Raw genomic sequence first — 13,931 nt, forward strand, 5'->3', positions numbered from 1 at the left:
CCGACTGGACGGAACTATTGATGAACACCCCGCTGCCCTCGACCCAAGAGCTCGCCCGCGATACGCGCGCGAGTGATGTGCTGAGCTCGACCGCGCCGTTCGCCGTGCCGCGCAGAACTTCGCGGCTCGATCCGGTGAAAGTCGCACCCTACCTGTTTCTCGGTCCATTTTTCCTGCTGTTCGCGCTATTCATGGCGTTCCCGCTGCTGTTCTCGCTGTACCTGTCGTTCCAGAGCTGGGACGCGACGGCGGGGCTCGCGAGCATGAAGTGGGTGGGTCTGTCGAACTTCACTTTCACGCTGACCGACCCGTGGTACTGGAAGTCGCTGTACAACACCGCGTCGATGGCGATCATGTCCGGCGTGCCGCAGCATCTGGTGGCGCTGCCGCTCGCATTCTTTCTGCAAACCGCGTTTCGCCGCTGGCGCAACCTGGTGGTCGGCCTGTACTTCCTGCCGTTCATCACGTCGAGCGTCGCGATCGCGCTGATCTTCTCGTCGCTGTATTCGACCGACTTCGGCATGATCAACCTCGCGATCGCCGAGCTCGGCAAGCTGCCCGGCCTGCACTGGATCGTCCCTGCGCATCCGATCGAGTGGCTGTACAACCCGAAGAACGTCAAGCCGGCGGTGTCGGTGGTGATCTTCTGGCGCTATGTCGGCTGGAACACGGTGCTGTATCTGTCGGCGCTGCAAACCATTCCGAAGGACCTTTACGAGGCCGCGCGCATCGACGGTGCGAACGGCTGGCAACAGTTCACCCGCATCACGATTCCGCTGATCAAGCCGATGATTTTCTTCGCGGTCACGCTGTCGATCATCGGTGGGCTGCAACTGTTCGAAGAACCGTTCATCCTGCTGCCGAACGAAGGCATGGGTACCAGCCAGTCCGGTCTGACGACGGCCGTCTATATGTATCGCACCGCATTCCACGACGGCGATTTCGGCACCGCGAGTTCGATCGCATGGCTGCTGTTCATTTCGATCGGCGCGTTGATGTGGTTGAACACGCGGATCTTTCACCGCAGCGGCATGAACGAGGAGACACAGCGATGAAATCGTCGAACAACAAGGGCCGTTATATCGGCTACACGATCGTGGCGGCCGGCGCGCTGCTGATGTTCTCGCCGTTCTACTTCATGTTCGTGTTCGCGACGCACACGAGTTCCGAGATTTTCTCGATGCCGCCCCCGCTGTGGTTCGGCAGCGCGTTTCTCGACAACATGGCCTCGCTGATGCGGCACATTCCGTTCTGGCGCAATCTCGGCTGGAGCCTCTACACGGCCACGATGCAAACCGTGCTGACGCTGCTCGTCACGTCGATGGCCGGCTACGCGTTCGCGATGTACGAATTCCGCTTCAAGAAGACGCTGTTCGCGATCGCGCTGACCGCGATGCTGGTGCCGCCGTTCCTTAGCATGATTCCGACCTTCATGACGATGAACCTGCTCGGCTGGATCGATCAGCCGCGCGCGCTGTACGTACCAGGCGCGGCCGCCGCGCTCGGCGTGTTCCTGATGCGCCAGTACGTCGCGGCGGCGATTCCGTCCGAGCTGATCGAGGCGGCGCGCATCGACGGCTGCGGTGAATTCCGCATCTACTGGAGCGTCGTCATGCCGCTGCTGGGACCGGCGCTGGGCACGCTTGGACTGATCAGCTTCATTCAGGCGTGGAACAACTTTCTGTCGGCGCTCGTCGTGCTGCGTTCGCCGTCGATGTACACGCTGCCGCTCGCTCTGCGCATTCTGCAAAGTCCGACCAATTCGGATTGGGGCGCGGTGATGGCGGGCTCCGCGGTCGCGGTGCTGCCGTTGCTGGTGCTGTTCGCATTCACCTCGCGGCGTTTGATCGACGGTCTGACGACCGGCGCGGTCAAGGCTTGAGATTCTTTCTTTCATTTTTCACGCCCGCGCGGGCGTGACATTCAGGACAACATCATCTATGTCGGCGTATCGATTCAACGAAGACTTCGTCTGGGGCGTGGCCACGAGTTCCTACCAGATCGAAGGCGCAGCGCATGAGGACGGCCGCGGCCCGTCGATCTGGGACGCGTTCTGCAACGTGCCGGGCAAGGTCGTGAACGGCGAGAACGGCGATGTTGCATGCGATCACTATCACCTCGTCGAGGAAGACCTCGACCTGATGGCCGAACTCGGCGTCAAGGCTTATCGCTTTTCGATCGCCTGGCCGCGCGTGCAGCCGACTGGCCGCGGCGCATTCAACGACAAGGGCCTCGCGTTTTACGAGCGCCTCGTCGACGGTTTGCTAGAGCGCAACATCCAGCCGTTCGCGACGCTGTATCACTGGGACCTGCCGTTGTCGCTGCAGCATACGCAAAACGGCTGGGAAAGCCGCGACACCGCTTATCGCTTCGCGGACTACGCGCGCAAGATCGGCAGCGTGCTCGGCGATCGCGTTGCATCGATCGCGACGCACAACGAACCTTGGTGCACCGCGTGGCTCGGCAACGCAACCGGCTATTTCGCACCGGGCAACGCCGATCTGAAGAAGGCCGCGCATGTCGCGCACCATCTGCTGCTGTCGCACGGTCTCGCGTTGCAGGCACTGCGCGCCGATGGCGTGAAGGCGCCGCTCGGCATCGTGCTGAACCAGTCGCCGGCGCATGGCGCGACGGATGCGCCCGAAGATCAGGCCGCCGCGTCGCTCGAATACGCGAAGTTCGTGCGCTGGTACATGGACCCGCTGTTCAAGGGCGAGTACCCGGCCGAGGCGCTGGAATGGTATGGCGCGAACGGTCCGCAGGACGTGATCCGGAGCGGCGATTTCGACGTGATCGGCACGCCGATGGACTTCCTCGGCGTCAACTACTACACGCGGATCTTCGCGAGCGCATCGGGCGACAAGCGTCCGCCGGGCGCGCTCGGCTTCACCGACATGGATTGGGAAGTCTATCCGCAAGGTCTCACCGAATTGCTGACGCGCATCAACGCCGACTACAAGCTGCCGCCGATCTACATCACCGAGAACGGCTGCGCGGCGAAAGACGTGCTCGATAACGGCCACGTGCACGACGCCGAGCGCGTGCGCTTCTACGACCTGCATCTCGCCGCCTTGTCGGAGGCGGAGAAACAGGGCGTCGACGTGGCGGGCTATTTCGCCTGGAGCCTGATGGACAACTTCGAATGGGCGTCGGGCTACGACAAGCGCTTCGGCATGGTCTACGTCGACTACGCGACCCAGGAGCGCACGCTGAAGGACAGCGCGTTGTGGTATCGCGACGTGATCGCGCAACACGCCGGTGTCGCGGCCGTGCGCTGAGGCGCACGCCCGGCGGCGGGCGCATCGAACCTCGCGTGGCGCGACAGTAGTGCGGCAGTGGGATAGCGTCACGCGGGGTCTGCAAGTACAAGGATTGAGGAGGCGGCATCAAATGGGCGAACTCGTATTGCGCAACGTCACGAAGACGTATGGCGAAGGACCGCAGGTGATCCAGGGCATCGACCTGCACATCCCGGACGGCCAGTTCACGGTGTTCGTGGGACCGTCGGGCTGCGGCAAGTCGACGATGCTGCGCATGATCGCGGGGCTCGAGTCGGTGACTGGCGGCGACATTCTGATCGACGGCGTACGCGTCAACGATCTGCAGCCCACGGACCGCGGCATCTCGATGGTGTTCCAGAGCTACGCGCTCTATCCGCACATGACGGTTGCGGAAAACATGGGCTTTTCGCTGAAGCTGTCGGGCAAGTCGAAAAAGGAAGTGCGCGAGGCGGTGGGCCGTGCCGCCGAGATCCTGCAGATCACACATCTGCTGGAGCGCAAACCGAAGGCGCTGTCGGGCGGCCAGCGCCAGCGCGTCGCGATCGGACGGGCGATCGTGCGCAAGCCGCGCGTGTTCCTGTTCGACGAACCGCTGTCGAATCTCGACGCTGCGCTGCGCGTGCAGATGCGTATCGAACTCGCGAAGCTGCATCGCGAACTCGGCACGACGATGATCTACGTCACGCACGATCAGGTCGAGGCGATGACGCTGGGCCAGCAGATCGTCGTGTTCAACAAAGGCCGCATCGAGCAGACCGGCGCGCCGCTCGATCTGTATGAGCGGCCCGCGAACCGCTTCGTCGGCGGCTTCATCGGCTCGCCGCAGATGAACATGCTGGCCGCGACGCTGGTGTCGCGAAGCGATGCGCAAACCGTCGTGGCGCTCGCCGGCGCGAGCCAGCGCATCGTGCTGCCCGGCCGGCTGGCGCAGCCGGTCAGTGACGAGTTGACGCTCGGGGTGCGCGCCGAGCATCTGGGCATCGGCTCGCTCGACGAAGGTCTCGCCGCGCGTGTCGAACTGGTCGAGCATCTCGGCGACGTCTCGATCCTGCATGCTCGACTCGATGGCATGGCGCACGCGATCGCGCTGAAGCTCGACAAGAAGGACGCGCAGCACGCGGTCGGCGCGCGTGTCGGGATCAAGGTGGCGTCGTCGTCGGTCGCGCTGTTCGATGCGAACGGCGCGGCGGTGAGCCTCGCGCGACGCGAAGTCGGCCAGGACGTCGGCGCGGTGGTTTGACAGCCGGGGAGGCGGATAGTGGTTTGGAGCTTAGGTAAACTCCGCATGGCGGCGGCGAATGTCCGCCATTAACATCCGCTAACGTTAAGGGTAACGTTTGGTATGTTTGCATCTATTCGAAGAGCTACAAAACGGGGCAAAACACTCAAACCCAAGACGCGGCGCGCGGCTATCCGGCACGACCCGGCATGGCCAGAGCGGTCTGTGTAAAACCAATTGATTAGGTGAAAGTGCAGCGGTTGCGCGCAGGAATTGGCGCGACCGTTGCAGGCTGTGTCGCGGCTTCGCTAGTTGTCGCCGCGAGTTGTATTGGAGCTTGAGGGAGCTCCTGGCAGTAGGCTGGGAAGCAACGACTGAGAGCAAGGTTGATAAAGAATGTCGGGCCACGCATCGCGGGTGTTCGCCTGCGGGCGCACCGCCCGATACAAAAAATACCGTTGGATTATTGCTGGGTGGAGAGCGTCATGGAAAAGCGAGTATCTAAAGCCATTTTCAAGTCCCGGGCCTGCGAGCTGTTCCGTCAGGTCGAGGCATTGGGCGAAACCGTGGTCGTCACCGACCGCGGGCAACCCACCATCGAAATCCGGCCGTATCGCAGCAAGCAGGAAAACCCGCTCGAGCTGCTGCGCGCGTCGATTACACATTTCAACCTGAAGCACGCGCTGCAGCCTGTCACTGCCGAGCAGGACGAGTAATGATCACGCTCGACACGCTTGCGCTCGTGTGCTGGCTCGGCAGGCAGAAAGCGCTGAGCCAGGCCGCGCACGATGCGATCGATCGGGAGCTCGCCGGCGGCGAGATCCTGATTTCGGCAATCAGTGCATTTGAAATCGCGGAGTTCGTGAAGGTCGGCAGTCTCGGGCTGTCGATGGACGCGCGCAGCTGGATGTCGACGTTTCTGTCGCTCGACGGCGTGCGGATGATTCCGGTCAACACCGAGATCGCGTTTCGCGCGGCCACGCTGCCGCCCACGCTCGCCTTGCATCAACGCCTGATCGTCGCGACCGCGCGCACGCATGGCGGCGCGCTCGTGACTTCGGATGCGAAGGTGCGCGCGTCGACTTACGTCGAAACGATCTGGTGACGGACGCGGCGCTGCCTGGTGCGGACGGGGCCGGTGGAATCGCGCACCACCAGTTCCGCCGGCAGCGTGATGCGCTGCGAAGCGGCGTCGATCCCGGCGATCTGCGCGAGCAGCGTGTTGACCGCCGAGCGCGCCATTTGCTGGAACGGTTGGCGGATCGTGGTGAGCGCCGGGTGAAACTGCTCGGACATCGGGATGTCGTCGAAGCCGATCACCGAGATGTCGTCGGGCACGCGCAGACCCGCTTCGCGGATCGCGGCGATCACGCCGAACGCGCTCTGGTCGTTGGCCGTGAAGATCGCGGTGGGCGGCTCGGCGAGGTTCAGCAGGTCGAACGTGACGTCGAACGCCATCATTTGCGACAGGTCGCCCGCGGCGACCAGCGCGTCTTCGCGTGGCAGGCCGAGGCGAGCCAGCGTGTCGTGATAGCCGCGTTGCCGGTCGCGCACGCCTTCGATCGTTTCGTCGCCGGCCAGAAACGCGATGCGCTTGTGACCGAGCTCGGCGAGGTGCTCGACCGCGAGACAGGCGCCGCCGTAGTTGTCGACCGACACCGACGGGAAGCCCGTCAGCGTGCCGCGCTGATCGACGACGACGACCGGTACCTTCGCGGTGGCGAGCGCCTCGAGGCACAGCGACTCGCGCGGAAGAATGGCGAGGATACCGTCGGAGAATTGCTGAATGAGCCCGAGCAGGTCGTGATGCGTATGACGATCTTCGTCGAACACCGTGTAGACCAGCATCTCGCAGCCCGCGCCACGCGCCGCGCGGCCCGCGCCGAGAATCAGTTCGCTGGAGAATTGCGTGTCGAGTGTCGGGGTGATGATGCCGATGATGCCGTTGCGGCCGCCCGACAGTTTCTGCGCGGTGCGGTTGACGACGTAACCGATATCCGACGCGATTCTCAGTACTTCGTCGCGGGTTTCGCGCGACACGCCGGGACGGCCGTTGAGAGCGCGCGACGCGGTCATCTGCGACACCCCGGCAAGCTTGGCAACGTGCTCAAGCGTTGGGGTCTGTCTTGCCATGCGGGTCGAAGGTGTGCGAGAGGTCATGGGATGGGTCGACTCGCTAATCGCGTTAGCGATACCGTTTATGTAGTCGTTATTCTAGCAGAACCCTTTATATTTCAGCTTTCCCATGATCGGTCAATCTTATGCGGCAGTTGCGTCGCAGTCCGCCGGGACCAGGTAAAATCCCGCATAGCCTTAATTCACGCATCAGCCTAACATCCACTAACGTTAAGGCTAACGTTAACGTTTCGGCGATTTCTTATAAATCCAGAAGAGGGGACACACCCATGGCGTACCCGGCTTTGTTTAAAGCGCGGTCCATCATCGGCGCGACGGCGCTGCTGTTTTCGTTGTCTGCAGTTGTTTCGAACGCCGTAGCGGCGGACTCCAAAACGATCACGGTATGGGACCAGCAGACCAATGCGTCGTCGAGCAAGATTATTCGCGATGCGTCGGATCGATTCGAAAAGGCGGTTCCGGGCTACAAGGTCGAGAATTCGCACGTCCTGAACGAGGCGTACAAGACTAAGCTGAAGGTCGCTTTCGGCGCGAACCAGCCGCCGTGCGTATTCGAGAACTGGGGCGGCGGCGGCCTGCACGAGTACGTGAAATCCGGCCAGATCGCCGACCTCACGCCGTACCTGGAGAAAGATCCGGCGTACCGCAGCCGCTTCATGCAAGCGTCGTGGAATGTCACAACGTTTGACGGCAAGACCTACGGTGTCGCCGCCGAAAACGCGGCGGCCGCGGTGATCTTCTACAACAAGGAAGTCTTCAAGAAGTACGGCATCACGCCGCCGAAGACGTGGGATGAACTGATGCACGTCGTTGAAGTGCTGAAGTCGCACAACGTTGCGGCGTTCTCGCTCGCGAACAAGAACAAGTGGACCGGTTCGATGTACTACATGTACCTCGTCGACCGTATCGGCGGTCCGCAAGTCGTGAAGGACGCGATCGAAGGCAAGGGCAAGGGCTTCGAAGATCCGGCGTTCGTCGAAGCCGGCAAGCGCATTCAGGAACTCGTGAAGGCTGGCGCGTTCGCACCGGGCATCAATGGTCTCGATTACGACTCGGGCGCCTCGCGCCGCCTGCTGTACACGGGCAAGGCTGCCATGGAGCTGATGGGCGCCTGGGAAGCTTCGACGATCGCGAACGAAAATCCGACCTTCTCGAAGGATCTCGACTTCTTCGCGTTCCCGAGCGTGCCGGGTGGCAAGGGTGATCCGCGCGACCTGATCGGCACGGTCGGCGATGGCTTCCTCAGCATCTCGGCCGAGTGCAAGACGCCGGACGCAGCGTTCAAGCTGATCCAGGCACTGACCGACGAGCAGGCGATGCAGGCTCGTGCGTCGGATGACCACAAGCTCCCGCCGGTCAATAACGTCAAGATCGACGATCCGTTCACGCAGCGTCTGCAGCAAATGCTTGCCGCCGCTCCGAGCGTGCAGCTCTGGTACGACCAGGCACTGCCGCCGGCCCTCGGTGAGATGCACAAGGACACGACGCAAGCACTGTTCGGTCTGTCGCTGACGCCTGAGGCTGCTGCGCAGCAAATGGAAGCCGCTTCGAAGAAGGGCGGCTGATCTCCAGTCTTAAGGAAAAGTCCGACCGGCACCGCGAGGTGCCGGTCGGCATACAAGCTCGTGAATATCGCACTTTCCGCTACACCCGAACGCCGGCTGAGATTTTCATCGCAAACGCTCGTCACGGTTGTGTTTCTTGCGCCGTCGCTGCTGCTGCTGGCCGTGTTCCTGCTTTATCCGCTCGTCTCCAGCCTGCGGCTGTCGCTGCTCGACTGGAACGGTCTCGGCAACACTGCCCGTTATATCGGGCTCGCGAACTGGGCGCGGCTCGCGCACGACATGGTGTTCTGGCAATCGCTGAAGAACAACGTGATTCTTGCTGTCGCGTCGATCGTCGTCCAGCTTCCGATCGCGCTCGCGCTCGCCGTGCTGCTGGAGAAGGCCGGCCGTGGCTCGCGCTTGCTCAAGGTTCTCTATTTCCTGCCGCTGCTGATGTCGAGCGTGGCGATCGGCGTGCTGTTCAAGCAAATCTACGATCCGAATTTCGGTCCGGTCAACGTCGCGCTGCAGGCATTCGGGCTTGATGGCCTCGCGAAGGACTGGCTGGGCGATCCGCATTTTTCGCTAGGTGCGACCATCGCCGTGATCATCTGGCAGAACGCGCCTTTCTACATGGTTCTGTTCCTCGCCGGCCTCTCGTCGATGCCGGCAGAGGTCAACGAGGCTGCGCTCCTCGACGGCGCATCCGAGTGGACCATTTTCTGGCGCATCAAGCTGCCGCACCTGCAAGGCACGGTGCGCACCGCTGTGCTGCTGTCGGTGCTTGGGTCGCTGCGTTACTTCGATCTCGTCTTCGTCATGACCGGTGGCGGCCCCGAAGGCTCGTCCGAGGTGATGGCCACCTACATGTATCGCACGGTGTTCAGTTCGTTCCAACTCGGCTACGGCAGCACCATCGGCTCGGCGATGTTCCTTATCGTCATCACGGTGGCGGCGGTGTCGATGTACTTCACCCGCCGTTATGCAACCGAGGTCTGAACCATGAACAAGAAACTACGCTTCCCCCGCGTGGGGGTTCCTCTGCTGGCACTGATCTGGCTGGCCGTCACGACGATTCCGTTTCTCTTCATGGTCGCATCGAGTTTCAAGAGCCAGGAAGAGACCTTCGCGACGTCGGTGTGGGCGCCGCCGAGCCACCTGTACTGGGGTAACTACGCGGCTGTGCTGCAGGGGCCGTTTTTCACTTATGTCCGTAACAGCGTGTTCACGGTGGGCGTGTCGGTGCTGCTGATCGTCATCATCAGTGCGATGGCGGCCTACGTGTTTGCGCGCTTGCGCTTCTCGCTGAACAAGACGCTGTTCGGTCTGGTGGTCGCCGGCATGATCGTGCCGCTGCATGCGACGCTCGTGCCGATCTATCTACTCACGCGCAACCTCGGCCTTTACGACACCGCGTTCGCGCTGCTCGGCCCTTATGTGGCCCTCAGTCTGCCGGTGTCCATCTTCATCCTGACCGAGTTCATGCGCCAGATTCCGCGCGAACTCGAAGAAGCGGCGCAGCTCGACGGCTGCAGTCCGTTCCGCATCTTCTGGCGTATTTTCTTCCCGCTTTCGGCACCGGGGCTCGCCACTGTGACGATCTTCAACGGCATTGGTCTGTGGAACGAGTTCATCTTCGCGTACATGCTCACGTCGACGGCCGAGCACCGTACGCTGCCGCTCGCGATTTGGGACTTCATGGGGCAATACGCGTCGAACATACCCTCGATGCTGGCCGTCCTCGTGCTCACGTCGCTGCCGCTGATTGTTGCCTACGCGTTCGGTCAGGAGCGCGTGATCAAGGGGATGATGGCTGGCTCGCTGAAGGGCTGATCCGCATCGCACACCACCTCGAATCGTGCGGGCTAAAGTGGCCCGCACACCGAACTTCGCATAAACGATATGGCAAGCATCTCTCTCACTAACGTACAGAAGTCCTATACGAGCGGTAACTCGGTGATCCGCGACGCCAACCTCGAAGTCGGCAAGGACGAATTCTGCGTGTTCCTCGGGCCGTCGGGCTGCGGCAAGTCCACGCTGCTGCGCATGATCGCCGGTCTCGAATCGATCACCGACGGCGAACTGCGCATCGACGGTCAACTGATGAACAACGTCGAACCCGCGAAGCGCCAGGTCGCGATGGTGTTCCAGAACTATGCGCTCTATCCGCATATGAGCGTGTACGAGAACATGGCATTCGGGCTGCGTCAGGCGAAGGTCGATAAGGCCACCATCGACAAGAAGGTGCGCAGTGCCGCTGCCGCGCTGCAACTCGACAGCTACCTGGAACGCCGCCCCGCTGCGCTGTCCGGCGGCCAGCGCCAGCGCGTGGCTATCGGGCGCGCAATCGTGCGCGAGCCGGGCGTGTTCCTGTTCGACGAGCCGCTGTCGAATCTCGACGCCGCGCTGCGTGTGCAGACGCGTACCGAAATCGCCCGTTTGCATCGCGAGTTCAACCGCGCGAGTGCGGTGTACGTCACGCACGACCAGATCGAAGCGATGGCGCTCGCCGACAAGATCGTGCTGCTGCACGCCGGCGCGGACATGGAAAAGCACGGCAGCATCGCGCAGATCGGCGCGCCGCTCGATCTGTACCACCGGCCGAAGAGCCGCTTCGTCGCTGGCTTCATCGGTTCGCCGAAGATGAACTTCATGCCGGCCACGGTGCTCGCGGTCGACGACAAGGGCATTCAGGTCGAGCTGACCACGGGCGAGCGCGTGCGCGCCGAGGTCGACGGCCGCAGGCAGCGCGTCGGTTCGCAGGTCACGCTCGGCATCCGGCCGGAGCATCTTGCCCTGCCGTCGGCGCAGCCCGGCGTGCAGACAATCCGCTGCGCCGTGCGCCTGGTCGAACGGATGGGCGAGCACAGCTACGTGCATGTGGACGGTGGCGTGCGCGACGGCAACACGATGATCGCCAAGCTGCCCGGCGACGGTGGCGTGACGCACGACGAACGCGTCGAACTGGCGTTCGCACCGCACGCGTGCCACGTGTTCGACGACGAGGATTTCGCGCTGCCGCGTCTGCACTGATCCGCTTGCGATCGCGGTCCCATTGCATCGCGTCGCTAGACGCAACGAACGACCCGTAGTCGATCAAGCACGGCGAATTCGAGTCGCGGCTGCGTTCGATCGATTAGCAGGACTGCGAAGTCTGGAAAGGTATCTGAAATAGAAGGGAATGGCATCCGGGCTGAAGCAACGCCATGCCGCACGCTTGTCAGGAACAACGGATTTGTCGGCGCTTCATGCGCTTCGTACACCACGATAAAAAAAGGAGTTTTCGATGTTGCTTCGCCAAAGTGAGGTCCCGCTCTACCGCAATCCAGCGGCAGCCGTGGAAGAGCGCGTGGCCGATCTGCTCGCGCGCATGACACTCGACGAAAAGATCGCGCAGCTTCACGCCGCGTGGCTGAAGCTGTCGGCCGATGGCAATCACAAGGCGCGTAGCATCGATTTCGCGCAGAGCGCCAACCAGATCACGGTCGACGAGATCCTGCAGCATGGCCTCGGCCAGATCACGCGTCCACTCGGCACGCATACGGTCGATCCGAAAGAAGGCGTACGCGCGCTCAACGAGCTGCAGCGCAAGATGGTCGAAGACACGCGCCTCGGCATTCCGGTGATGTCACACGAGGAATGCCTCGTCGGGCTCATGATCAAGGACGCGACGCTGTTCCCGTCGCCATTGAACTATGCGGCGACGTGGAATCCGCAACTGGTCGGCGAAGTGGGCACGATCATCGGCGAGCAGGCACGCTCGATCGGCTGTCATCAGGGGCTCGCGCCGGTGCTCGACGTGTCGCGCGACCCGCGTTGGGGCCGCACCGAGGAGACGCTCGGCGAAGACCCGTATCTGGTTGGCGTGCTCGCGTGTCATTACGTGAAGGGCCTGCAGGGCGAACAGCGCGATCTGCTCGCGACGCTCAAGCATTTCGTCGGTCATTCGGCGAGCGAAGGCGGCCGCAATCATGCGCCGGTGCATGTCGGTCCGCGTGAGCTCAACGACGTGTTCATGCTGCCTTTCGAAATGGCGGTGAAGCTTGCGAACGCGGGCTCGGTGATGCCCGCCTATCACGACGTCGACGGCGTACCCTGTCATGGCGATCGCGCGCTGCTGCACGACACGCTGCGAGAGAAATGGGGCTTCGACGGTCTCGTCGTGGCCGATTACGCGGGCGTCGACCTGCTGTTCAGCCATCATGCGGTGGCGCGCGACAGCGCGTCGGCCGCGGCCCTCGCGTTCAACTCCGGCCTCGACGTCGAGCTGCCGGGTCACGAGTGCGCGGTGCATCTGAAGGAAGCGCTCGAGCGCAACGAGATCAGCGAAGCGACGATCGACACCGCCGTCTCGCGCGTGCTGCGTGTGAAATTCCAGCTCGGCCTGTTCGAGAATCCGTACGCCGATCCCGAACGCGTCGACGTGAAAAGCGCGACCGCGGGCGACACCGCGTATCAGGTCGCGCTCGAATCGGCGGTGCTGCTGCGCAATCGAGGCGACGTGCTGCCGCTCGACGCGCACGGCTCGGAAAAGATCGCGGTGATCGGCCCGACCGCCGACGATCCGCTCGCGCTGCTCGCCGGCTACAGCTTCCCGGTGCACCTGATCAACAGCGGTGAGCAGTCCATTGCTTCGATCGCGACGCCGCTGCGTTCGCTGCGCGCGTTGCTCGGCGACGAGCGCGTCATTCACGCGCAGGGTTGCGACATCATCAAGGAGCGCCGCGCGGGTGCGCCGGTGTTCCCGGGCGACGTGTCGCTCGATCTGACCGGCGACGCGCATTGCGACGAGCTGATCAGCAAGGACACCGACGGCATCGCGGCCGCGGTCGAAGCTGCGCGGCAAGCGGGCGTCGCGCTGGTGTTCGTCGGCGATCTGGCGGGGCTGTTCCAGTCCGGCACGGTCGGCGAAGGGTCCGATACCGACAGCCTCGACCTGCCGGGTATTCAGCAGGCGTTGCTGCAGGCAGTGGTCGATAGCGGCACGCCGACGGTCGTCGTGATGACGGGCGGCCGTCCGTACAATCTCGGCGGCCTCGAAGACCGCATCGCCGCGCAGATCATGGCATTCGCGCCGGGCGAGCGTGGCGCAGAGGCGCTGGCCGATCTACTGGTGGGCCGCGCCAATTTCAGCGGACGTCTGCCGCTGTCGGTGCCGAAGAGCGCGGGCGCCGTGCCGTACGTGTATAACCATCGTCTGAAGAGCGCGGGAACGCCGATTGCATACCATTTCGGCTGCCGCTATCCGTTCGGTTTCGGTCTCGGCTATACGCAGTTCCGTTACGGCGATCTCGCGCTCGCGCACAGCGAAGTGCCGATCGAAAGCGGTACGATCGAGTTGAGCTTCACGGTCGACAACATCGGCGCGCGCGACGGCACCGAGATCGTGCAGATCTACGTGCGCGACCGGCACGCGTCGGTCGCGCGGCCGGTTCGCGAGCTGAAGGCGTTTGCGCGCGTGCCGCTCGCGGCCGGTGCGTCGGCGCGTGTGCGCGTGAAACTGCCGGTCGACATGCTGAACTTCACCGACGCGTGCGGCGAGCGTATCGTCGAGCCTGGTGACTTCGATCTGCTGGTCGGCAGCTCGAGCCGCGACATTCATCTGAGCGGCACGGTCGCCGTCGCGGGCTCCGCGACGAGAACGCTCGAACGCAACTGGCGCATGCTGAGCGAGGTCGAAATCGTGGCCTGAGCGGCGGGTCAGGGCGGCGAGCGCCTACCTGTGTGTGGTCCTACTCGTAACAAGTGGAA

General features: G+C 63.1%; 12 protein-coding genes. 11 read left to right on the plus strand and 1 reads right to left on the minus strand.

Annotated elements, in window-relative coordinates; genetic code table 11:
- The first annotated feature begins 20 nt into the window (after positions 1-20).
- The 6 genes from OKW45_RS36820 to OKW45_RS36845 all read left to right on the plus strand — a co-directional run bounded on the left by OKW45_RS36820 (position 21) and on the right by OKW45_RS36845 (position 5,605).
- Positions 21-1,055 (plus strand): carbohydrate ABC transporter permease, encoded by a 1,035-nt coding sequence (locus tag OKW45_RS36820; RefSeq protein WP_429473686.1) that lies wholly within the window; start codon positions 21-23, stop codon positions 1,053-1,055.
- Positions 1,052-1,882 carry a carbohydrate ABC transporter permease gene (locus OKW45_RS36825; RefSeq protein WP_429473687.1) on the plus strand — a complete coding sequence of 277 codons (831 nt, stop codon included), beginning with the start codon at positions 1,052-1,054 and terminating at the stop codon, positions 1,880-1,882. The genes OKW45_RS36820 and OKW45_RS36825 overlap by 4 nt, the downstream gene beginning before the upstream one ends.
- Positions 1,883-1,940: 58 nt before the next feature.
- Positions 1,941-3,278, plus strand: coding sequence for a GH1 family beta-glucosidase (locus tag OKW45_RS36830; RefSeq protein ID WP_429473688.1), 1,338 nt, complete (start codon positions 1,941-1,943; stop codon positions 3,276-3,278).
- A 112-nt stretch (positions 3,279-3,390) separates the two neighbouring features.
- A complete protein-coding gene (locus OKW45_RS36835; protein WP_429473689.1) occupies positions 3,391-4,521 on the plus strand; it encodes an ABC transporter ATP-binding protein in 1,131 nt (376 codons plus the stop codon).
- Positions 4,522-4,886: 365 nt separating this feature from the next.
- Positions 4,887-5,216: a type II toxin-antitoxin system Phd/YefM family antitoxin gene (locus tag OKW45_RS36840; RefSeq protein WP_409259185.1), complete on the plus strand. Its 330-nt coding sequence runs from the start codon at positions 4,887-4,889 to the stop codon at positions 5,214-5,216.
- The gene (locus OKW45_RS36845) at positions 5,216-5,605 is read left to right on the plus strand and encodes a type II toxin-antitoxin system VapC family toxin (protein ID WP_018422706.1); all 390 of its coding nucleotides are present in this window, start codon (positions 5,216-5,218) and stop codon (positions 5,603-5,605) included. The genes OKW45_RS36840 and OKW45_RS36845 overlap by 1 nt, the downstream gene beginning before the upstream one ends.
- Here the strand turns inward: OKW45_RS36845 and OKW45_RS36850 are convergent.
- A complete protein-coding gene (locus OKW45_RS36850) occupies positions 5,584-6,660 on the minus strand; it encodes a LacI family DNA-binding transcriptional regulator (protein WP_311734789.1) in 1,077 nt (358 codons plus the stop codon). The two genes, OKW45_RS36845 and OKW45_RS36850, sit on opposite strands and share 22 nt — an antisense overlap.
- A 245-nt stretch (positions 6,661-6,905) precedes the next feature.
- Here OKW45_RS36850 and OKW45_RS36855 point away from each other — a divergent pair, with 245 nt between their 5' ends.
- The 5 genes from OKW45_RS36855 (at position 6,906) to OKW45_RS36875 (ending at position 13,872) form a co-directional block, all read left to right on the plus strand.
- Positions 6,906-8,201, plus strand: coding sequence for an extracellular solute-binding protein (locus tag OKW45_RS36855; protein WP_429473690.1), 1,296 nt, complete (start codon positions 6,906-6,908; stop codon positions 8,199-8,201).
- Between the two features lie 60 nt (positions 8,202-8,261).
- Complete coding sequence (locus tag OKW45_RS36860; protein ID WP_429473691.1) at positions 8,262-9,179, plus strand: carbohydrate ABC transporter permease; 918 nt, start codon at positions 8,262-8,264, stop codon at positions 9,177-9,179.
- A 3-nt stretch (positions 9,180-9,182) separates the two neighbouring features.
- Positions 9,183-10,013 carry a carbohydrate ABC transporter permease gene (locus OKW45_RS36865; RefSeq protein ID WP_429473692.1) on the plus strand — a complete coding sequence of 277 codons (831 nt, stop codon included), beginning with the start codon at positions 9,183-9,185 and terminating at the stop codon, positions 10,011-10,013.
- Positions 10,014-10,082: 69 nt separating this feature from the next.
- Positions 10,083-11,213, plus strand: a complete 1,131-nt coding sequence (locus OKW45_RS36870) for an ABC transporter ATP-binding protein (protein ID WP_429473693.1) — start codon at positions 10,083-10,085, stop codon at positions 11,211-11,213.
- A 253-nt stretch (positions 11,214-11,466) separates the two neighbouring features.
- A complete protein-coding gene (locus tag OKW45_RS36875) occupies positions 11,467-13,872 on the plus strand; it encodes a glycoside hydrolase family 3 N-terminal domain-containing protein (protein ID WP_429473694.1) in 2,406 nt (801 codons plus the stop codon).
- The last annotated feature ends 59 nt before the right edge of the window (positions 13,873-13,931 follow it).

This window comes from Paraburkholderia lebeckiae, from assembly GCF_050436225.1.
Lineage (GTDB): Bacteria > Pseudomonadota > Gammaproteobacteria > Burkholderiales > Burkholderiaceae > Paraburkholderia > Paraburkholderia tuberum.

Excerpts from the sequence above, each read along its gene's own strand:
- OKW45_RS36820 (WP_429473686.1), top strand. The coding sequence starts at position 21 with ATGAACACCCCGCTGCCCTCGACCCAAGAGCTCGCCCGCGATACGCGC.
- OKW45_RS36825 (WP_429473687.1), top strand. The coding sequence starts at position 1,052 with ATGAAATCGTCGAACAACAAGGGCCGTTATATCGGCTACACGATCGTG.
- OKW45_RS36830 (WP_429473688.1), top strand. The coding sequence starts at position 1,941 with ATGTCGGCGTATCGATTCAACGAAGACTTCGTCTGGGGCGTGGCCACG.
- OKW45_RS36835 (WP_429473689.1), top strand. The coding sequence starts at position 3,391 with ATGGGCGAACTCGTATTGCGCAACGTCACGAAGACGTATGGCGAAGGA.
- OKW45_RS36845 (WP_018422706.1), top strand. The coding sequence starts at position 5,216 with ATGATCACGCTCGACACGCTTGCGCTCGTGTGCTGGCTCGGCAGGCAG.
- OKW45_RS36850 (WP_311734789.1), bottom strand. The coding sequence starts at position 6,660 with ATGACCTCTCGCACACCTTCGACCCGCATGGCAAGACAGACCCCAACG.
- OKW45_RS36855 (WP_429473690.1), top strand. The coding sequence starts at position 6,906 with ATGGCGTACCCGGCTTTGTTTAAAGCGCGGTCCATCATCGGCGCGACG.
- OKW45_RS36865 (WP_429473692.1), top strand. The coding sequence starts at position 9,183 with ATGAACAAGAAACTACGCTTCCCCCGCGTGGGGGTTCCTCTGCTGGCA.
- OKW45_RS36870 (WP_429473693.1), top strand. The coding sequence starts at position 10,083 with ATGGCAAGCATCTCTCTCACTAACGTACAGAAGTCCTATACGAGCGGT.
- OKW45_RS36875 (WP_429473694.1), top strand. The coding sequence starts at position 11,467 with ATGTTGCTTCGCCAAAGTGAGGTCCCGCTCTACCGCAATCCAGCGGCA.